Source organism: Rahnella sp. RcJ3, assembly GCF_009498575.1.
GTDB lineage: Bacteria > Pseudomonadota > Gammaproteobacteria > Enterobacterales > Enterobacteriaceae > Rahnella > Rahnella aceris.
The window spans coordinates 399497-420016 of record NZ_QSNX01000001.1; the positions used below are offsets into that span (position 1 = coordinate 399497).

At 51.4% G+C, this 20520-nt stretch carries 21 protein-coding genes; 11 read left to right on the forward strand and 10 right to left on the reverse strand.

Annotated features, from left to right (window positions below; genetic code table 11):
- Positions 1 to 59: 59 nt before the first annotated feature.
- The 3 genes from DXU84_RS01900 (at position 60) to pbpG (ending at position 3662) form a co-directional block, all read left to right on the forward strand.
- The gene (locus DXU84_RS01900) at positions 60 to 1505 is read left to right on the forward strand and encodes an MFS transporter (RefSeq protein WP_153374651.1); all 1446 of its coding nucleotides are present in this window, start codon (positions 60 to 62) and stop codon (positions 1503 to 1505) included.
- Between the two features lie 58 nt (positions 1506 to 1563).
- Complete coding sequence (dusC, locus tag DXU84_RS01905; RefSeq protein ID WP_015690224.1) at positions 1564 to 2496, forward strand: tRNA dihydrouridine(16) synthase DusC; 933 nt, start codon at positions 1564 to 1566, stop codon at positions 2494 to 2496.
- Between the two features lie 227 nt (positions 2497 to 2723).
- Positions 2724 to 3662 (forward strand): D-alanyl-D-alanine endopeptidase, encoded by a 939-nt coding sequence (gene pbpG, locus DXU84_RS01910; protein ID WP_015690223.1) that lies wholly within the window; start codon positions 2724 to 2726, stop codon positions 3660 to 3662.
- A 261-nt stretch (positions 3663 to 3923) separates the two neighbouring features.
- Here the strand turns inward: pbpG and DXU84_RS01915 are convergent, their stop codons facing one another.
- On the reverse strand, positions 3924 to 4553 hold the full coding sequence (locus DXU84_RS01915; protein WP_013576366.1) for a hypothetical protein: 630 nt from the start codon (positions 4551 to 4553) through the stop codon (positions 3924 to 3926).
- 369 nt (positions 4554 to 4922) lie between these two features.
- On the opposite strand from DXU84_RS01915, the gene DXU84_RS01920 reads away from it, so the two are divergent.
- Together DXU84_RS01920 and DXU84_RS01925 are read left to right on the forward strand one after the other, a co-directional pair.
- On the forward strand, positions 4923 to 5582 hold the full coding sequence (locus DXU84_RS01920) for a hypothetical protein (RefSeq protein ID WP_013576365.1): 660 nt from the start codon (positions 4923 to 4925) through the stop codon (positions 5580 to 5582).
- A 177-nt stretch (positions 5583 to 5759) separates the two neighbouring features.
- The gene (locus DXU84_RS01925; RefSeq protein WP_013576364.1) at positions 5760 to 6350 is read left to right on the forward strand and encodes a Yip1 family protein; all 591 of its coding nucleotides are present in this window, start codon (positions 5760 to 5762) and stop codon (positions 6348 to 6350) included.
- 139 nt (positions 6351 to 6489) lie between these two features.
- Here DXU84_RS01925 and dld read toward each other — a convergent pair whose 3' ends face one another.
- A complete protein-coding gene (dld, locus tag DXU84_RS01930; RefSeq protein WP_015690221.1) occupies positions 6490 to 8181 on the reverse strand; it encodes a D-lactate dehydrogenase in 1692 nt (563 codons plus the stop codon).
- Between the two features lie 206 nt (positions 8182 to 8387).
- On the opposite strand from dld, the gene phnC reads away from it, so the two are divergent.
- From phnC to phnE (DXU84_RS01950), 4 genes are all read left to right on the forward strand, one after another.
- Entirely contained in the window at positions 8388 to 9224 is an 837-nt protein-coding gene (phnC, locus tag DXU84_RS01935; RefSeq protein ID WP_015690220.1) for a phosphonate ABC transporter ATP-binding protein, read from the forward strand.
- Positions 9225 to 9292: 68 nt separating this feature from the next.
- Complete coding sequence (gene phnD / locus DXU84_RS01940; RefSeq protein ID WP_013576361.1) at positions 9293 to 10225, forward strand: phosphonate ABC transporter substrate-binding protein; 933 nt, start codon at positions 9293 to 9295, stop codon at positions 10223 to 10225.
- Positions 10226 to 10385: 160 nt separating this feature from the next.
- On the forward strand, positions 10386 to 11249 hold the full coding sequence (gene phnE, locus DXU84_RS01945; protein ID WP_013576360.1) for a phosphonate ABC transporter, permease protein PhnE: 864 nt from the start codon (positions 10386 to 10388) through the stop codon (positions 11247 to 11249).
- A complete protein-coding gene (gene phnE, locus DXU84_RS01950; protein ID WP_013576359.1) occupies positions 11249 to 12172 on the forward strand; it encodes a phosphonate ABC transporter, permease protein PhnE in 924 nt (307 codons plus the stop codon). The genes phnE (DXU84_RS01945) and phnE (DXU84_RS01950) overlap by 1 nt, the downstream gene beginning before the upstream one ends.
- Before the next feature lie 80 nt (positions 12173 to 12252).
- On the opposite strand, the gene DXU84_RS01955 is transcribed toward phnE (DXU84_RS01950), so the two are convergent.
- Together DXU84_RS01955 and DXU84_RS01960 are read right to left on the reverse strand one after the other, a co-directional pair.
- The gene (locus tag DXU84_RS01955; protein WP_153374653.1) at positions 12253 to 13374 is read right to left on the reverse strand and encodes a cupin domain-containing protein; all 1122 of its coding nucleotides are present in this window, start codon (positions 13372 to 13374) and stop codon (positions 12253 to 12255) included.
- Between the two features lie 149 nt (positions 13375 to 13523).
- On the reverse strand, positions 13524 to 14903 hold the full coding sequence (locus DXU84_RS01960) for an NAD-dependent succinate-semialdehyde dehydrogenase (protein ID WP_153374654.1): 1380 nt from the start codon (positions 14901 to 14903) through the stop codon (positions 13524 to 13526).
- Positions 14904 to 15238: 335 nt separating this feature from the next.
- Between DXU84_RS01960 and DXU84_RS01965 the strand changes: the two genes are divergently transcribed.
- Both DXU84_RS01965 and ddlA read left to right on the forward strand, forming a co-directional pair.
- Positions 15239 to 15568, forward strand: a complete 330-nt coding sequence (locus DXU84_RS01965) for a DHCW motif cupin fold protein (protein WP_013576356.1) — start codon at positions 15239 to 15241, stop codon at positions 15566 to 15568.
- A gap of 58 nt (positions 15569 to 15626) precedes the next feature.
- Positions 15627 to 16724, forward strand: a complete 1098-nt coding sequence (gene ddlA, locus DXU84_RS01970) for a D-alanine--D-alanine ligase (protein WP_013576355.1) — start codon at positions 15627 to 15629, stop codon at positions 16722 to 16724.
- A gap of 68 nt (positions 16725 to 16792) precedes the next feature.
- Here the strand turns inward: ddlA and DXU84_RS01975 are convergent, their stop codons facing one another.
- The 6 genes from DXU84_RS01975 to DXU84_RS02000 all read right to left on the reverse strand — a co-directional run bounded on the left by DXU84_RS01975 (position 16793) and on the right by DXU84_RS02000 (position 20203).
- Positions 16793 to 17134 carry a helix-turn-helix domain-containing protein gene (locus DXU84_RS01975; protein ID WP_013576354.1) on the reverse strand — a complete coding sequence of 114 codons (342 nt, stop codon included), beginning with the start codon at positions 17132 to 17134 and terminating at the stop codon, positions 16793 to 16795.
- Positions 17115 to 17474: a type II toxin-antitoxin system RelE/ParE family toxin gene (locus tag DXU84_RS01980; protein WP_013576353.1), complete on the reverse strand. Its 360-nt coding sequence runs from the start codon at positions 17472 to 17474 to the stop codon at positions 17115 to 17117. Before DXU84_RS01980 ends, DXU84_RS01975 begins: the two co-directional genes overlap by 20 nt.
- Positions 17475 to 17647: 173 nt before the next feature.
- Entirely contained in the window at positions 17648 to 18862 is a 1215-nt protein-coding gene (locus tag DXU84_RS01985) for an MFS transporter (protein WP_153374656.1), read from the reverse strand.
- A 247-nt stretch (positions 18863 to 19109) separates the two neighbouring features.
- Entirely contained in the window at positions 19110 to 19367 is a 258-nt protein-coding gene (locus DXU84_RS01990) for a DUF1471 domain-containing protein (protein WP_013576351.1), read from the reverse strand.
- A 151-nt stretch (positions 19368 to 19518) separates the two neighbouring features.
- The gene (locus DXU84_RS01995) at positions 19519 to 19776 is read right to left on the reverse strand and encodes a YdgH/BhsA/McbA-like domain containing protein (protein ID WP_013576350.1); all 258 of its coding nucleotides are present in this window, start codon (positions 19774 to 19776) and stop codon (positions 19519 to 19521) included.
- Between the two features lie 169 nt (positions 19777 to 19945).
- Complete coding sequence (locus DXU84_RS02000; RefSeq protein ID WP_013576349.1) at positions 19946 to 20203, reverse strand: YdgH/BhsA/McbA-like domain containing protein; 258 nt, start codon at positions 20201 to 20203, stop codon at positions 19946 to 19948.
- Positions 20204 to 20520: the final 317 nt, after the last annotated feature.

The window sequence follows — 20520 nt, forward strand, 5'->3', positions numbered from 1 at the left end:
ATCATAACCACAGCACGCTTCAATGCGTGGACAGTACAAACCAAAGGGATGCAGAGAAAATGTCGGGAAGTCATAACGGATGGGCGGATTTATTCAGCGCCGAAAACCGGGGCAGTGCCATTACCCTGAGCGCAGGTGTCGCGCTTTATGCGACTAACAGCTACATCGTCATCACGATTTTACCCTCCGTTGTGCAGGATATCGGCGGGCTGGCGTGGTATGCCTGGAACACTACGCTGTACGTTGTGTGTTCCATTCTCGGCTCAGCACTTTCTGCACGATTGATGCGCACCGCCGGGCCGCGTGGCAGCTATCTGATGGCGACCGCTATTTTTATTGCCGGTGCCGCCATTTGTACCGCCGCGCCGAATATGCCGGTGCTGCTGCTCGGACGGGCGCTGCAGGGGCTGGGGGGCGGATTCCTGTTCGCACTCTCCTACGCGATGATCAACCTCCTGTTTAAAGAATCTCTCTGGCCGCGCGCCATGGCGCTGATTTCGGCGATGTGGGGCATTGCGACGCTGGTCGGCCCGGCGGTAGGGGGTATCTTCGCCGAACTGCATGCATGGCGCTGGGCGTTTGGTTTGCTGTTGCCGGTGACGTCGCTGTTCGGGGTGTGGGTCTGGCGGATTTTGCCAAAATCCCGGCACGACCGGCAGCCGGACGAACCGCTGCCGCTGATGCAACTGGCCTTGCTGACCGGCGCAGTGTTAGTGGTATCGGCGGGCAGCCTGTCTTCATCAGGGCTGATTAACTTGCTCGGTTTCGTGGTCGCGGTGGTGATGATTTTAATCTTGCGCCACCGCGAATTTACGGCGGATGTCAGACTGCTGCCGCGCAACGCTTTACGCCGTTCCTCACCGCTCTATGGCCTGTATCTGGTGATGACGTTGTTGATTATCGGCCTCGGTTGCGAACTGTTTGTGCCGTATCTGCTGCAACATTTACACGGTCAGACCCCGCTGGCTGCCGGATACATCACTGCCGCGGCGGCCGCGGGCTGGACATTAAGTGAAGTGGCCAGTTCCGGCTGGACAGGCCGTCGCGCGGATGGCGCGATTATCTGCGGGCCACTGATCCTGGCTGCCGGTTTGCTTTTACTGTTGTTCACCGTACCGGTCGCTTTCGGCCTGCCGTGGCTGAATATCAGTGGCGTAGTGCTCGGGCTGACGCTGGCCGGTTTTGGGATTGGCCTCGGCTGGCCGCATTTGCTGACCCGCGTTCTGCAACAGGCACCGGAAGAGGATCGCGAAAAAGCCGGTGCGTCGATAACCGTGGTGCAATCTTTTGCGGCGGCGCTTGGCGCGGCGTTAGCCGGAACGGTGGCTAACTTTGCAGGCGTTGATAAGGGGGATAGCGGTGCAGCCAGCGCGGCATTCTGGATGTTCCTGCTGTTTGCTGTGCCTGCGCTTCTGGCGGTGTGGATTGCCTGGCGCTCCGTCAGAGTCAGACGCTTGCAGGGCAGGGCGAAAACCTCATTAAGCGGCGATTTGTCTCAGGGGTAATTGCCCGGCGGCGGGCCTTGCGGTAATCTTGCGCGTCATTTTTAAGGGTTGAACTGCGATGCGCGTATTACTGGCTCCGATGGAAGGTGTGCTTGATCCTCTGGTTCGTGAACTTCTCACAGAAGTAAACGACTACGATTTGTGCATCACCGAGTTTTTGCGCGTGGTGGATCAGCTGCTTCCCGCCAAATCCTTCTATCGCTTGTGTCCTGAATTACATCATGCCAGCCGCACGTCTTCGGGCACGTTAGTGCGCGTTCAGCTACTCGGTCAGTATCCGCAATGGCTGGCCGAAAACGCCGCCCGTGCGGTGGAACTGGGCTCTTACGGTGTCGATCTCAACTGCGGTTGCCCGTCCAAACTGGTTAACGGCAGTGGCGGTGGCGCAACGTTACTCAAAGATCCTGAGCTGATTTATCAGGGCGCCAAAGCCATGCGTGAAGCGGTGCCCGCTCACTTACCGGTGACTGTCAAAGTGCGTCTCGGCTGGGATTCGCTGGAACACAGTTTTGAAATTGCAGATGCCGTGCAGCAGGCGGGTGCAACGGAACTGACGGTGCACGGGCGTACCAAAGAAGACGGCTACAAGCCGGAACGTATTAACTGGGCTGCGATTGGCGAAATCCGTCAACGCCTGAGTATTCCGGTGATCGCCAATGGTGAAATCTGGGATTACGAAAGCGGCCAGGCGTGTCTGCACACCACCGGTTGTGATGCCGTGATGCTCGGGCGTGGTGCGCTGAATATTCCGAATCTCAGCCGTGTGGTGAAGTACAACGAACCGCGTATGCCGTGGCCGGAGGTAATAACGTTGTTGCAGAAATACACCCGTCTGGAAAAGCAGGGCGATACCGGTTTGTATCACGTTGCGCGCATTAAACAGTGGCTGAGTTATTTGCGTAAAGAGTACGAAGAGGCGACAGAGTTATTTACTGAAGTGCGCGTGCTGAAGACGTCGAAGGAGATTGGTTATCTGATCGACAATCAATAATATTCACCTGTGTATTTCGAAGGGACGCTTTCTGAGCGTCCCTTTATTTTTTCAGTGCATTCTTACGCAAGTGTTCACTTACTCGTCGTTCCACGGTCTGTGGGTGGTGGTGACAGACTTTGTGACAAATAGAATTGAAAATTGCGGGTGCTAAGACTTTTCGCCTCACTTATAATTCCGCCCGCTGTTACGACATATCTTAATGACAACTTTCTAAATACAGAGCAATGCATGTGAAAATCCGTCTTTTGGTTCTGAGCTTATTAGCCTTAAATACAGGCATGTTGTCTGCCCCTGCCGCCACCGCTGCAAAGCATGAGCCGGCCGTCGCCCCGATCGTTCAAATTGCTTCCGGCAGTGCCATGGTGGTGGATCTGAAAAGCCACGAAGTGATTTATTCCCGAAATCCGGATGAGGTGAGGCCGATTGCCTCCCTGACCAAACTGATGACCGCGATGGTGACGCTTGATGCGAATCTGCCACTCGACGAAGTGATCAATATCGATATCAGTAATACACCTGAAATGCGTGGCGTGTTCTCCCGCGTGAAACTGAACAGTGAAATTACCCGTCGTCAGATGATCCAACTGGCGCTGATGTCCTCAGAAAACCGGGCTGCGGCCAGTCTCGCGGCACATTATCCGGGCGGTTATTCTGCATTTATCAATGCTATGAATGCGAAGGCGAAATCGCTGGGCATGACCCATACGCATTATGCTGAACCGACCGGTTTGTCGCCGCGCAACGTCTCCACCGCGCGTGATTTAACACGGCTGCTGCTGGCTTCACAGCGCTATCCGCTGATCGGTCAGCTAAGTACGACTGCTGAAAAAACGGCTGTCTTCAGCCATCCGGCGTACGCATTGCCGTTCCGTAATACCAACCATCTGATCATGAATCCGTCGTGGAATATCCAGCTGACCAAAACCGGTTACACCGATGAAGCCGGCCATTGCCTGGCGATGCGTACCACCATTAACGGCAAGCCCGTTACACTGGTCGTGATGGATGCCTTCGGGAAATTTACGGCCTTTGCCGATGCCAACCGCCTGCGCACCTGGATGGAAACCGGCAAAGCAGTGCCTGTTCCACAGATTGCCAAAAACTACCGTAAGCAGAAAGAGCAGCAGAAAACGCAGCCTTCCGTCGAAGAGGCGGATGATTGAGCAGATGATTGAAATGAAAAAGTCCGGCCAGATGCCGGACTTTTTGTTTTGCAGGGACAGACAACGTGGTCAGAAAATCAGTTTAAACACCCCTGTCAGGGTCAGTAAGCCGACGATAAAGATGATGGCGATGATCCACAGAATAATTTTCATGTTTTCTCCTTAACATAACCTTCAGTCGTCATCGGCCATCCGGCTAAGCCAATGATATTCCTTATCAGTATAGCTTCTGCCTGCATTTTTGCTGTGTGCTTGCTAATTTCAGGCCAGTGCCGCGCGCAGACCACATTCCGGGCTGGTAAGCGGTTTGCCCATTTGGGTCAGTTGTGCCGCACCGGTCATCGAAGCCTGAGCCAGCACCACGCAGGCCGCGCCTCGCCTGTATTCCACATCAGCCGCCGCCGCGATAGCCTGTAAATATCCGGCCAGATCCCCCTGCTTAAACTTTTCCCATGCGCCTGCCACCAGATGGATTTCAAACTGCGCCTGCGGATGTTTTTCCACCTGCGCGAACAACTGCCGCGTCGGCTCCAGGGTCGTTTCGACCGCACAGAGTGCAACCACACTGCCCGCTGTTTTCATGGCCTGTTCCGCCAGCGTCTGATCGACACGCAACACCGGCACCGCGGCACTTTCACTGGCAAGCGTCGCGGCAGAACCCAGCGTCGAACAGGTCAGTAAAACGCGATCGGCATTTTCACTCAATGCCAGCAGCACATCCGCTGTTTGCTGACGAATTTCTGCAGTCAGCCCGCCCGCCTTTTCGGCTGCAGCCAGTAAATCGGGCCGCGAAACATGCACAAACTTATGCTGATCCAGCCCAAGTTCGTGAGCTGTATTTTCGAAAACCGCAATATTGCTGTCGGCCGTATGTAAGCAGGTAATGCGCATGTAATTCTCCTGATAAGTGTCTGCCTCTACGTTAATGATTTTTTAACCGTACCGCAGACTTTTTTACCTGTAAAAACTGATGAGTTAATGCGGGCTGGAAAATGCCCGGTTTCCCCGGTGCACGCTATGATTTCCATAACCCGCGGGCGTCCGTAATTCCTTAAGTTTGACCTGTTAACGATCCCCGTAACAGGTTATTTTCATTGATATTTATTCATTAAAGCAATGCAACTCAATCATATATAGATACATAAGCAATCGCGTATTTGTCGAGAAGGAAATTGATTTGAGGTGGTTATTTATCCAGTGCAAACTGTGGCCAGATTAAGGATTTCTAAACAGGGAAAGCTCATGTGAGGGACAACAACTGTGTTTCAGCTCAGCAGACGGGATCTATCGCCGATCAACAGGATGCTCTATTTTCCAGGCGCGCCTGCCTGGCCGGAAGATTACAAAGGAAAATCGCTCATGGAAAAGCTCATGCAAAACCAGATCAACAATATTGAAAAGCAGGGAATCAAAAATGGTGAGGAAATTGCCGGGCTGAATCTGCGGGTAGGGAAGGTGGAACAGCAGGTCAGTCAGCTAACGGTAGTGATCACGGAGACGAATCTCCGTGTCGGCAAACTGGAGCACCAGATGGTCACGCTCACTGAAGCGGTGACAGATATCGGGGGTCGTGTCGGGAAAACCGAACAGAGCATCGCGCGCATCGACGGGCACCTGCTGAGAATTGACGATCATCTGGTGAGGATAGATAAACAGTTTGAACAGGTAGATAAACAGTTTCAACAGGTCGATAAACAGTTCGATCGTGTAGATGAGCGCTTTGACAAAATAGAACAACGATTTGAGAAGATCGACCGGCGCTTTGAAAAAGTAGATGAACGCTTTGTGAAGATTGAAGCTTCACTGAGTGCAATGCAGGCAATGTTTTACGATCTCATGATTAAACAGACCCGATGGATTGTCAGCATGATGCTGGTACTGGTTGGCGTGACGTTTACGGCTGCACGCTATATTCACTAACGGCGACCTGATACGGTTGATCTCCCATTACGCTGAATTGGCCGTATCAGCAAAGCTGGCAAGAGCGACTATAATATAGACAGGTCGCCACCTTCTTTATGCCCTTGTCTGACGGGCAATCCCGAAGGTTTATCACTGCGCGCTGCTGGCGGCTTTCGGCGTACAAGGGGGTGTTTCATGGCTAATCATGTCTGGGGACTGATATCCAATCCGGGTCCCGAATTGCAACAAATCCAGCGTGAGCGGGAAACCGTTTCACATGTGTATTCCCACCATGTTCTTTTAATGGCGCTCATCCCGGTTGTCTGTTCTTTCATCGGAACAACACAACTTGGCTGGAACTTCGGTGATGGCGAGAAGCTGATGGTTTCCATGTTTACCGCGTCTTATATCGCCGTCATTTTCTATGTTCTGATGCTCGCTGCTGTCGCACTGATGGGGCGGATTATCTACGGGATGGCGCGTCGTTATGACAGCCGCCCGACACTCAACAACTGTATCGTCTTTGCCGGCTACGTGGCCACACCCATGTTCCTCAGCGGGGTCGTAGCCCTGTATCCGATGGTCTGGTTATGCCTGTTTGTCGGGCTGATCGGCCTGTGTTACAGCGGATACCTGTTGTATCTCGGCATTCCTAACTTCCTCAATATCGACCGTCGCGAAGGGTTCCTGTTCTCCAGTTCAACACTGGCAATGGGCGTTCTGGTATTAGAGCTGCTTCTGGCTCTGACGGTAATTATGTGGGGTTACGGAACACAGTTATTTTAACTTAATGGCTATCTTACTTGCCATTTTGCCCCCGGGCAGTGCTCGGACTCCTCACGTACTTTATGTACGCTCCGGGTCCTCCGCGCTGTCTGGGAACAAACTGCCTGCGCCGACTACGCCATTCCTCTTTTGAAGGACATTATTCCTGCCAGTTCTTCATCTTACTGGTTTTCCCGATACCCGGATTGAAGGTGTTGGTCGGGTCTGCCTGCCGGTAGAATTCTTTCAAATGTGGTTTTGCCAGATACAAATGGCCGACGTTATGTTCGGCGGGATATTCCGCGCCTTTGGCGTCGAGCAGTTCTAACATCCTGTGTTTCAGCGCCTTGCTGTTTGCGCCTTTTTTGACGATGTAATCCTGATGGAAAACGTGGCACATGAAATGGCCGTAATACAGTTTTGCCACCAGTTGATTGTCGATATCTTCCGGCAATGTCTCGAACCAGTCGCGGTCATTGCGGCGCAGTGCGATATCCAGCGCCAGAATATCTTCCACTTCTTTTTCATGTACCGCGTGATACCGCACGGCGGCACCGGCGGCGGCAAAGCGATGCAGGAAGGCTTTCTTGCCTTCGTCGGCGGAACAGATAAAGAAATCACCCTGACCCTCACTAAAGAAACGTGTCAAAAAGGTTCGGGCTTCGTCAATACCGGGGCCGGACATTTTCAGCAGTAAGTGATGTTCAAACCGGTCACGATACTGCTTCATACGCGGTGGCAGATGATTCGGCAGGGCTTTGCTCAGACACTGCATCACGCGGTCGCTGAAATGTTTGGGCAGGAAAGGGACCTTGCTGGCGTGTGCATCGAACTTTCCTTTGGCAGTAAACATGTCCGGCATTTTGTCGGTGCCAAGTTTGTCGATCATCAGGAAAGTGTCTTTGCCATAGACTTCGGTGATATCGAAAATATCCCGGTGCATGTATTCCCCTGCCACCGGAAGGTTAGCGAAGTCACGCAGGATCTGGCGGCGTAATTCTGTCAGCACCGCCGTGTCATTGGTGCCGATGTAGAAAACCTGCTGCTGCGTTTCTGCCGGAAACGTATCGAGCCGCACGGCGAAAACCGCCAGCTTGCCCGCACAACCTGAAGCTTCAAATAAACGTCGCTCATCCGCGTTGAAACGCGACGGCGTATCAGCATCCACTTCGCGGACACGTGAGGCATAATCGTGATCCGACGCCAGACGCTGATCATGCTGGATATCGGTTTCCAGATAATCGCCTTTTTCCAGACGTGTCAGGATTTCTTCCGGCGTTTCACCAAGATTAATGCCCAGATGGTTAATCAGCCGCAATTCGCCTTGTGCATCGATTTGTGCATAGAGCGCCATTTCGGTATACGCCGGGCCGCGTTTCACCAGCGATCCGCCAGAATTATTACAGATCCCGCCGACCACCGATGCGCCGATGCAGGACGAGCCAATCACTGAATGCGGTTCGCGGTTGTAGGGCTTGAGGATTTTTTCCAGCTTATACAGGGTGCTGCCGGGAAAACCGATCACCTGATGACCGCCGTCGAGTAACTGGATCGTGTCCAGTTTCAGGGTGCTGAAAATAACAATGTCGCGGTCATAGTCGTCGCCGCTGGGCGTCGAACCTTCGGTCAGCCCGGTATTGGCGGCCTGCATAATGACAATCTTGTCGGCGGCGATGCAGGTTTTGAGCAGTTGCCACTGTTGCAGCAGCGTTTGTGGAAATACGACCGCCAGCGCTTTGCCGCCACCGGAGCGAAACCCTTTGCGGTAGCGTTCGGTGTTGCTGTCGCCGGTTAAAACGTGGCGGCTGCCGGCAATCTCTTTCAGCGTGGCGATGAGTGACTGATTATCCATTTCATCTTCCTTTTTTGATGGGATGCCATCTAATCATAGACTTAAATGATACTTGTTAAGTTAAACGTCATTCGGGATATGGGTTAGGTAATTTCACTTAATCTGTTGCATTTTTGTCATGCGCTGTCCATTAAATCGTCATTGATGTGTCATAAAACTCGCGCTTAATGAACGCCAGATAACGAAAGCAACCGAGAGACAGCATCATGGCGCAAGCTCAACTTAAGCTGGCACAGGCTGAATATCCTCAGACCGGGCCACAGCATCTGAACAAAGTTCTGGACGTCAAAGGCCTGGTGAAATCCTATAAATCGGGTCAGCGTGTCCTGAATGACATCAATTTTGATCTCCACGCCGGTGAGTTCGTGGCGGTAATTGGCCGTTCTGGCGCGGGTAAATCCACCCTGCTGCATGTGCTCAACGGTACGATCCCGCTCACGGATGGCAGTGTGGTATGTCATTACGAAAATGGTGAACAGCAGGAGCTGGCCGGGCTTACCGGCAAAGCATTGCGTCGCTGGCGTTCAGGCTGTGGCATGATTTTTCAGGATTTCTGCCTGGTGCCTCGTCTGGATGTCCTGACAAATGTGTTACTGGGGCGTCTCAGCCACACCTCAACGTTCAAATCATTCTTTAACCAGTTCGATGACGAAGACCGCGCCCGCGCCATCTCTTTGCTTGAATGGTTGCACATGCTGCCGCATGCATTGCAGCGTGCCGAAAACCTTTCCGGCGGCCAGATGCAGCGTGTGGCGATTTGTCGCGCGCTGATGCAGAACCCGAAAATTCTGCTGGCCGATGAACCGGTGGCGTCACTGGATCCGAAAAATACCCTGCGCATCATGAATGCGCTGAAAAAAGTCAGCGAAGAGAATATCGCCGTGATGGTCAACCTGCACTCTGTCGAGTTGGTGAAAGATTATTGCACCCGCGTTATCGGCATCGCGAAAGGGCAGATTATTTTCGACGGCCATCCGGACCAGTTAACTGAAGGCATTTTGCATCAGTTATACGGTGAAGAACACGAAGCGATAAACAGTTAAACAATAACGTTATTTATTTTGCAGTGCTTATTTCTACTTTCTCTCAATCTACACAAGGTCATCATTACATGAAGAAGTTATTACGTCTGGCAGTCTTCGTAGCAGGTTCTTTTACTGCAATGCACAGCATGGCAGAAGATGCTCCTAAAGAATTAAACTTAGGTATTCTGGGTGGCCAGAATGCCACCCAGCAAATCGGCGATAATCAGTGTGTAAAAGATTTCTTCGATAAAGAATTAAATGTGGATACCAAACTGCGTAATTCATCCGATTATTCAGGTGTTATTCAGGGGTTATTAGGTAAGAAAGTGGATATGGTATTAAGCATGTCCCCGTCATCTTTTGCTTCGGTTTATATTAATAACCCGAAAGCGGTGGATCTGGTCGGCATTGTTATTGACGATACGGATAAATCCCGGGGTTATCACTCCGTGGTTGTCGTGAAAGCCGACAGCCCGTACCAGAAATTATCTGACCTGAAAGGCAAATCATTCGGTTTCGCTGACCCGGATTCTACTTCGGGTTACCTGATCCCGAACCAGACATTCAAGAAAGAATTTGGCGGCACGACGGATAACAAATACAACAACTTCTTCTCCAGCGTAACCTTCTCCGGCGGCCATGAGCAGGATATTCTTGGCGTGCTGAACGGCCAGTTCGAAGGCGCAGTCACCTGGACTTCAATGATCGGCGACCGCGAAACCGGTTATACCTCCGGTGCATTCAACCGCATGATCCGCATGGACCATCCGGATCTGATGAAGAAAATCCGCATTATCTGGGAATCGCCATTAATTCCTAATGGTCCGATTTTAGTGCGCAGCGATTTGCCACCGGCATTTAAAGCTAAGCTGGTTTCTGCCATTAAGAAACTGGATAAAGATGACCACGCTTGTTTCGTAAAAGCGGTGGGCGGCAAACAGCATATCGGCGAAACGTCCCTGGCTGAATATCAGCAGATTATTGATATGAAGCGTGAACTGACCAAAGGCGGTCGCTAACCCGTAACTCCCTCCCCTGCGAAGGGGAGGGTTGGGGTGGGGTATTAATGGCAACTCAGGAAGCGAAAGCTTTTACCATTATTGTTTTTTTAATACCCCCTCCTGACCTCCCCCTTCGCAGGGGGAGGAATAATGATTATCGCAAATCGGAAATATTATTTTGAACAAAGACTTCAATCGTTATTACCAGCAGATACGCGGTAAACAAAAGCGGGAAGCGCTGATCTGGTCAGGGCTGATGTTGTTGTTATATCTGTGGTCAGGCAATGTTTCCGAACTTAATTTAAAAACGATTATTGTCTCCGCGCCGAGCTTCTTTGATTATATTGGTCAGACGGTGCCGGTATTACACTGGTCATTGTTATTTGCTGACGGTCATACAGAAGGTTCACTGGCGTATTGGGGATATCGTCTCAATATTCAGCTGCCGCTGATTTGGGAAACTATTCAGCTGGCGTTGTCCTCGACGATATTGTCGACGGCGCTGGCAGTCGTGCTGGCTTTTCTCGCCGCCAGCAATACGGATTCGCCTAAATGGGTGAAATTCAGCATCCGTACCTTTGTCGCTTTCCTGCGCACCATGCCGGAACTGGCCTGGGCGGTAATGTGTGTGATGGCGTTTGGCGTCGGTGCCATTCCGGGCTTTATCGCCCTGACGTTACACACTGCCGGCAGTCTGACCAAATTGTTCTACGAATCCATTGAAACCGCATCGGACAAACCGGTGCGCGGACTCAGAGCCTGCGGCGCGGGGCGTTTGCAGCGCATGCGTTTCGCCATGTGGCCGCAGGTGAAACCGATATTCTTATCCTACAGCTTTATGCGCCTCGAAATTAACTTCCGCCAGTCGACTATCCTCGGGCTGGTCGGGGCCGGTGGTATCGGGCAGGAACTGATGACCTCAATCAAACTGGACCGATATGACCAGGTCAGCATGACCTTACTGCTGATTATTCTGGTGGTGTCGGCGATGGATTTTCTTTCCGGTAAATTGCGCAAACGCGTTGTGGAGGGCACTTTCTGATGTTAACTGATGCGCTCGAACCTCATGTGGTCAGCAGCCTGAAGCAGAAGCACGGGCATCTGTTTGCCGCGCAGCGCCGCTATCTGCGCTACCTCGCGATACTGGCTGTCGTGATTACGCTGTACTACGTCTATTTCTTCAGTTATTTCGGTATTCCATGGAGCGAAGTGGTGCGCGGCACCCGCGAAGTAGGACGTTATTTCCTGCGGATGTTTGTCTGGCATAACGTTTCCGAATGGCCGTTTATGTATTATTTTTCGCAAATAGCTATCACGCTGGCGATTGTGTTTTCCGGAACCATCACCGCGTCTTTCCTCGCATTGCCTCTTTCATTCCTCGCGGCGCGTAATGTGATGTCGACGCCGGTTCTCAGACCCGTTTCCATGGTCATCCGCCGTCTTCTGGATGTTTTACGCGGGCTGGATATGGCGATCTGGGGGCTGATTTTCGTTCGTGCTGTCGGCATGGGGCCGCTGGCCGGTGTGCTGGCGATCGTGATGCAGGATTTAGGCTTGCTTGGCAAGCTTTATGCGGAAGGGCATGAGGCGGTAGATCGTTCGCCGAGCCGCGGCCTGCGGGCGCTGGGGGCTTCCCCGCTACAAACGCACCGCTTCGGGATTTTCACTCAATCCTTCCCGACATTCCTTGCGTTGTCGCTGTATCAGATTGAATCCAATACCCGTTCAGCCGCTGTTCTTGGTTTTGTTGGCGCGGGCGGGATCGGTCTGGTGTATGCGGAAAATATGCGTCTGTGGAACTGGGATGTGGTGATGTTTATCACACTGATTTTAGTGGCTATCGTAATGATTATGGACAAGATTTCCGCGATGCTGCGCGCCAAATATATCCTGGGCGAAGAGATTAGTTTATTCGCACCGGAAGAACGGAAAATGAAGCCGCCGGTGGAGCTTTATCGCTCGTAAATGTTAACGGTCGAAACAGAATAAAAGAAGGCGGCATCCGGGATGGATGCCGCCTTTGCTGTTATTGAATCGCCGGGAGTTTACTCGTCGAAATACCAGTAACCCTGATTCACCAGATCCGTTAACAGAGCGACAAATTCAGGATCCTGCAACGCAGCACCCAGCTCTGTTTTACTGATCAGCGTATAGCGGCACAGCGCATCGGCCGCGGCATGTTGCGATGTTTCCAGCGGCTCGCTGTTAACAAAGAAACGTTCGCCGACGTTGAGAACCCGCAGACCGCTCAGGCGCACCAGGCTTTCGCCCTCCATCAGTGCATCGGCAATTTCATGTGATTCGTATGGCGGTTCGGCTGGCGCGATATCCAGTTCATGGCGCGGCGTAGTGGCGAAACGGCCAAACCATTGTTTGAAATCTTCCGGCTGGCTGATCAGCTCAACCATCATCTGGCGCACACGTTCCAGCTCGTAATCTTCTACTTTACCGACGTGGTCGCGCAGCGTGAGATCCGGATCGCTGTAATGGCTGCCGCCCAGATCGTTTTCCAGCGCGTAGTCAGCAAAACTGCTGATGAAATCGCGGCTGTTAGGGCCACGGAAACCGACGGAATAGTTGAGGGCGGTTTCATGGGTAAAGCCGTCGTGCGGGAAGCCCGGCGGAATATACAGAATGTCGCCGGGTTCAAGATCTTCATCAATGATTGGCGTGAACGGATCCACATGCAGTAACGCCGGGTGCGGGCAGAACTGACGCATCGGCAGAGCATCGCCCACGCGCCAGCGGCGGCTGCCCATGCCCTGGATGATAAACACGTCATACTGATCGATGTGCGGGCCGACACCGCCGCCGGGCACGGAATACGAAATCATCAGGTCGTCTAAACGCCAGTCCGGCAATACGCGAAAAGGTTTCACCAGTTCTGCCGCAGGCAAATGCCAGTGGTTTACGGCCTGTGCCAGCAGTGACCAGCCGGTTTCACCCAGCCCGTCGAAATCTTCAAAAGGACCGTTACTTGCCTGCCATTCACCATCTTTATGGCTCACCAGACGGCTGTCCACTTCCGGCTCCATCGCCAGACCGGCTAATTCGTCTGGAGAGATTGGATCAACAAAATTTGAGAATGCTTTTTTGATAACAACAGGTTTTTTTTGCCAGTATTTTTCTAAAAATTCCGGCCAGTCCAGATTGAGTTCATAAGCCATGTGATTTACCAGTGGGAAGACAAACGGGTCTGATTATAGAGAGGCGGTGCTTGAGCGCGCTTTGTCGTGGGTCAAGGCTTGGTAAATGAGGGAGAAAGGAAAAGTGCGGAGAGAGGAAAAAATCCCCCTCCGCAGGGGGAGAAGAAGCATCAGGACTTCGCGGCCAGCACCACCAGTTTCTGGTTCACAAATTCTTTGATACCGAGATCAGAGAGTTCGCGGCCGAAGCCCGAGCGTTTCACACCACCGAAAGGCAGTTCAGCAGCGGTATCCGTCGGTGAATTGACGTATACCATCCCGGTTTCAATCTGGCTCGCCAGCTTACGGGCGCGGGTCAGATCGGTGGTAAACAGCGAACCGCCGAGGCCGTAATGTGAGTCGTTGGCAAGTTTCACCAGTTCCTCATCATTTTTCACCACGTACACCTGTGCGACCGGGCCAAAGAACTCTTCGAAATAGGCCGGATTATCGCGGGTAATATGCGTCAGAATCGTTGGCTCAAAGAAGTTGCCCGGATTGTCTGCCACCTTTTTACCGCCAAAGTGCAGTTTCGCCCCGTGTTTCACGGCATCATCCACTTGTTTGCTCAGCGTTTTCACCGCTTCCGCGGAGGACAACGGTCCCAGTGTGGTGGATTTATCCAGCGGATCGCCGATCTTCAGTGCCTTAAAGTGTTCGGTGAATTTTTTAAGGAATTCATCGGCGACTTTTTCATGAATAATGAAGCGCTTGGCCGCCGTACACACCTGTCCGGCATTGGAGACACGGGCCTGCGCACCGGCTTTGGCGGCTTTATCGATATCCGCATCATCGAGTACGGCAAACACGTCATTCCCGCCGAGTTCCAGCGTCGATTTCTTCAGCTTAGATGCCGCCCGTGAAGCCACGACCGCACCGGCTTTCTCCGAACCGGTCAGCGCGACCCCCTGAACGCGGTCATCATCAATGATGGCACTGACCTGATCCTGAGAAATAAACAGGTTGGTATAAGCGTCCTTTGGGGCACCCGCTTCGGTAACCAGTTTCTCAAAGGTTTCCGCACAATGAGGAACGATACTGGCGTGTTTGACGACCACGCTGTTACCTGAGGCAAGATTCGGTGCCAGTACACGCATTAACTGGTAGAACGGGAAATTCCAGGGCTCGACGGCCATAATCACCCCAATCGGATGATGCTCGACCCAGGCTTCGCCGAGATCGGATTTATACGGCACAGGTTTGAGAAATTCCTCGGCGTTTTCGGCATAGAATTTCGCAATATCCGCGCAAATCTGCACTTCGCCACGGCTCTGGCCGATGAGTTTCCCCATTTCTACACTGACCACTTCCGCCAGTTCATCGACACGGGAAGCCATCAGTTCTGACAATTTATGCAGCACGTTAACGCGTTGCTTAATATCGCCCTGACCCCAGTCAGATTTGTATAAAGCATGGGCGGCAGAGAGTGCCTCTTCAACCTGCTGATCGTTATGTGTTTGATATTCTTTGATGAGCTTATTGTTGAACGGATTTATCGTTTGATATGGCATATGTTGCTCCTTGTTTTGTGGCGTGTCGTCGAAAACAACGGCACGTTGGAATTGAGGTGCGTGCGCCTTTCTGCGTTCTCAACAGAACATTAAGCATAGTCGAAAAAACGTGACCGCTGTCCCACAGACATCTCATGCAACACAACGGTATGGCGTGTGCTGCCCGCATTCTCCCCTGGCCCTGCCATACGTGCGCTGTAGCCTGTCTCTAAGAACAATCGGCTTTACGCAACTTTGCGAGCGGCTGTTAATGAATTGTTTTCAGCAAGCGATTGATAAATTTACCGCTCACTTTTATGCTGGCTTTCCTTCCTTTTCCCGACATTGAGAAACTCATGAAGCTTGATGCGATTCCGTTTTGCACGACTGACTGGAGTGATGTCACGCCGACGCAGCATCCGGGTGATACCGGCATGGCGCTGTGGCGTACACAAAAATTTGGCGATATCCGTGTGCGTATCGTTGAATATTCACCTGGCTATGAGGCTGATCACTGGTGCAGTAAAGGCCATGTTTTGTTCTGCCTGGAGGGGGAGCTTCATACGCGTCTTGAGGACGGACGGAATTTCACCTTATCGCCGGGCATGAGTTATCAGGTGGCGGACAATGCTGAAGCACACCGTTCATCCACACCAATTGGCGCGAAACTGTTTGTTGTTGATTAGTCGTGGTTGTTTATAGAAACGTTCGCCGTCCGCTGAGGCTGGCGACAAGGAGCAGCAGGTGAGTAAATTACGGGTTGGTATTATTTTCGGTGGTAAATCGGCAGAGCATGAAGTGTCACTGCAGTCGGCAAAAAACATTGTGGATGCGATTGATAAACAACGCTTTGATGTGACATTGCTGGGCATTGATAAGAAAGGGGAATGGCATATTAATGATGCCAGTAACTACCTGATCAATGCTGAAAATCCGTCGCTGATTGCCCTGAACCGCTCGAATAACCAGGTTGCACTGATCCCCGGTCAGACTGAGAATCAGTTAATTGAGACTCACAGCGCCAGCGCGTTGTCGCAAGTGGATGTGATCTTCCCGATAGTGCACGGAACGCTGGGGGAAGACGGTTCCTTGCAGGGGCTGCTGCGCATGGCAAATATTGCCTTCGTGGGGTCCGGCGTGCTGGGTTCCGCCGTGAGCATGGATAAAGATGTCACCAAGCGTTTGCTGCGCGATGCCGGTCTGGCTGTTGCCCCGTTTGTGTGCCTGACACGTGCGAACCGTCAGAAAAATACCTTTGCCAGTGTTTCGCAACAACTCGGTCTGCCGCTTTTTATCAAACCGGCGAATCAGGGCTCATCGGTGGGCGTCAGTAAAGTCAGTGATGAAGATGGCTATCAGCGTGCGCTGGATAAAGCCTTCAGCTTCGACCACAAAGTGCTGGTGGAATCGGCCATTAAAGGTCGTGAAATTGAATGCGCTGTGTTGGGTAACGATCACCCGCAGGCCAGTGTGTGTGGCGAAGTGATCCTGCACGACGAGTTTTATTCCTACGATACCAAATACATCAACGAATCCGGTGCTTCCATTGCGGTTCCGGCTGATTTACCCCGTGAGACCCACGACCGTATCCGCGCCATTGCCTTGCAGGCATTTCAGGTGCTGGAATGTCGCGGCATGGCGCGTGTGGACGTTTTCCTGACAGAACAGGGCGATGTCGTCATCAATGAAATCAATACATTGCCGGGCTTCACCAACATCAGTATGTATCCGAAACTCTGGGCAGCCAGCGGGTTAAGTTACAGTGAGCTGATCACCCGCCTGATTGAGCTGGCGCTCGAGCAACATCAGCAGGATAACCAACTGAAGAGTTCTGCCAACTGATTATTCAAATTTTGCATTGAGATGAAAAGGCAGGGAGAAATCCCTGCCTTTGTCGTTTTCTTTGCTGATTATTCAACCACCAGCTTTACCTGTTTTCCGGCCAGACTCAGCATCAGAATCAGGGCATCGAGCGTAAATTTATCCGTCTTTTTGTTCACTACGTCAGAAACGCGCGGGCGGGAAACTTGCAAAATTTTTGCAGCATCGCTCTGAAGTAAATTCTGATGGGCGATCCAGAGGCCAATTTCAGTCATCAGTTGTTCTTTGAGCGCCAGAGTATGGGCAATTTTACGCTGTGAATCGGCATGTAAAGCCTGTGCTTCGACAGCGCTGAATCCCAAATCGGCGAAAACATTTCCGCCTGCTGGTGTGATATGTCGTGATGCGACATCAATAACATCCTTTTTCATTTTCTCTCCTGTGGCGCTCCCGGACAATTTGGGCATAGCGGCTTTTTATAATGGAAATATCTTTCGGGCTGGTTTGCTGCTTCTTTTTCGCAAAGCAGTGCAGGATGTAAATGGCCTCGTCGAATTTAGCGAGATAGATAACCCGAAAAGTACCGGCAAACACATCAAGTTTGATTTCAACCACGCCAGCTCCCCAGTCGCTGACTGACTTCCATTGTGTTGGGGGAAGCCCATGCTGAATTTGTTCAAGTTCATAGCCTGCTCTTTTTCTGGCGTCTGTGGGGAAATCACGTAAATCCTTCAACGAACTTCCACGCCAGTCGATATCTTTAATCACCATCACTTTCCTTGTGTATAAAATTTTATACCTAAATATGCCTCACGCCAACGTCTTTATACGACAGCCAACGTCTGACGAGATAAGTAAGGAGAATTCTTGCGAGATATGCCGAAGAAAAGCACTCCCATGGGGTTAAAAGGCAGAGAGAAATCCCTGCCTTTGTCGTTTTCTGATTACGCTCTGTAGTGCCAGAGTAAGATAACAACCCCGGTCAGGCTGGCGAGTGACACACTATAAAGCGCGCCGGTTGCCCCGATGCTATCAGCCAGTAAACCGGCGGCTCCGGTGGCAAAAGCGCTCACCATAACTTGTCCGCGCCAGGCCAGAGCGCTGGCTGTGGCGACCTGCCTGCCCGCAAAATTTTGCAGCACGCCGAAAGTCCCTAATGCAAACACCACATTCGAGGCCAGATGAGCACCGAAAATCAGCATCAGACTGGCCACCGGCCAGGCGGAGAGGGGAGAAAGCAGAAAATATCCGCCCAGAAACAACATCAGGCATAGCAATAACCGTCCGTTGCTGGCGCTGTAACGGCGGAGTTTGTCGGCATTGAGCAATAACGGCCCGCAAAGTTGTCCCAGGCTACGGGAGAACAACAAAGGGAGCGCCAGACCTGTGGCTTCTTCAGGGCGGATTTGTTGCGCCAGTGCGGGCAATAATGCCATCGCGGGTGAACCGACGGCGGCGAGCGCCGGTAGCAGCAAGACGCTTCGTTTCTGTAGCGGTGAGTAATTTTTCCAGCGCAGTGACGCGGGTACGGCGGAATCAGCGGGCGTTGTGTCGGCGCATCTGGCCTGAAATATTTTCCGGGTGATCAGAAGCAAAATGGCAGATGCGGCAAAACTCAGGGCATCAAGCAGCAGAATGCTGAGTGGCGAAACAACATTGAACAACAAAACCCCTGCGCCGGTGCCGAGCATGACCTGCGCCGCGAAGATCAGCGTTTCCATTGCCGTCGCTGCCGGTAACTCATCAACACTCAGCCCGCGTTTGAATAACAACGTGAGCGCCGGATAACTCATCCCGCTGAGCAACGCCTCGGCAGACTGAACAGCCAGCAACGCGGAAATATTGTGTGACAGCAAGCCGTACAGCGGAAATATCAATGCCACCATGCCGAGAATTTCGGTCAGGATCAAAATCTGCAGCGGCGACATTTTTCTGCACAGGCGTTCGCCCCACAGACTTCCGATAAAGCCGGGCAATGTTGCCAGCATATAAGCGAAAGTCAGCGTAGCAGGGGAGGCGTTCCAGCGCAGCAGTTGACCAAAAACCACCACCTGTGTCAGGCCATTACCCAGAGATGATAAAATAAAGGCAAAGCCCAGCAGCCGCAGCCAGCGATGGCTGCGCAGTGCGCGTATGAGCGCAATTAATAACGAATTCATGAAAGAGATTCTCATCAGAAATAACAGAAACCCCGAATTGCCCGCAGGCAACAGGGAGAAGAAAAACTGTCAGTGATGAGAGTTCGTTACATTGGGAAAGAGGGCCTTAAGGAAATAGAAGAGAAAAATGTAGCACAAGGTCAGGCGGGCAGGGAGCATTCAGAGAAATTTTTCATAAAACACAGACACGAAAAAGGCGGCAAATGCCGCCTCTTCTGCTTACTGCTTTTTTACTGCTTACTTCAGCTTATTTATACAGTTCAGCTGTGCCATACAGATGGTTATCACCTGAAGCACCGATGATACGGTAAGAGCTTGCACCGGCTTCGCTGGCTTTAGCATTCAGTTTGTCCTGCAGGCTGCTCAGGCTGTTACCTGATGTTGCGCTGACCACACCAATTGCCTGCTGACCTGCCGGTGCGGACTGAACTTCAGTCGCTGCCAGAGTCGAGAATGAAGCGGTAGCCAGTGCGATTGCAGCAAGAGTCATTGTTACGTTTTTCATGTTATTTTCCTCATTTCGTATTTTTGAGCTTTGCCAGGCGTTGTCATCAACGTTCATTTAATGTGCAAAGCTGTCTTCTGTCCGATACAACATCTAGCTTATTAATCGTTAACTAAATGCTGTTGTACCCTTAAATTGCTTATTCTTGTGCTTATTTATACAGCTCAGCAGTACCGTACAGATGGTTTTCACCTGAAGCGCCGATGATACGGTATGAGCTTGCACCCGCTTCGTTGGCTTTTGCATTCAGTTTGTTCTGCAGGCTTGATAAATCATTGCTTGAAGAAGCACTTACCACACCAATTGCTTGTTGACCTTCTGGTGCAGACTGAACTTCAGTCGCTGCCAGGGTAGAGAATGAGGCGGTAGCAAGCGCAATTGCAGCTAAAGTCATAGTGATATTTTTCATGATGGTCTTCCTTTTTATCTGTTTATCAGCAGGTGATCATTAGGTCCGACTGTTATTTCTTAACAGTTGATAAGTAAATGTTAGACCTGGATCACATTCTGTGCAACTCATTTATTTATTAATCGTTAACTTATTGTGCGGAACAATCTGCTAACGAAATCTTCAGGCCTTATTTATACAGCTCAGCAGTACCGTACAGATGGTTTTCACCAGAAGCACCGATGATGCGGTATGAGCTTGCACCGGCTTCAGTGGCTTTCGCGTTCAGTTTTGACTGCAGTGTACTCAGGTCACCGTTTGAAGAGGCGCTGACAGTACCGATAGTTTGTTCACCCGCAGGTACAGACTGAACCTCAGTCGCCGCCAGGGTAGAGAAAGAAGCGGTAGCAAGTGTGAGTGCTGCGATTGTCATTGCGATAGTTTTCATGATGTTAATTCCTGTTCGTCAATTTTTTATTCGGGGTGCCTTATTCAGGAACCTCAGTTTCGGGTCAACGTTAGTTATTAGTTAACGTTCGATAAGTAAATGATAGGGAGTGTTGAGAGTTTGTGCAAGATGTTTTTTTAATGAACGTTAACTAATCGTGCTGTGATGAATGTCACGCTAAACGCGGTTTTTGTTTTCATTTTGTTAAATGAATGTTTTTAAAATGATTCGCGATAAGAATTGAAAATCCTTTATGCATAATTTTGCTGAATGAATCTTTAATGATCGCTAAGTTAATGGTTGGTTCTGGCCAGCGA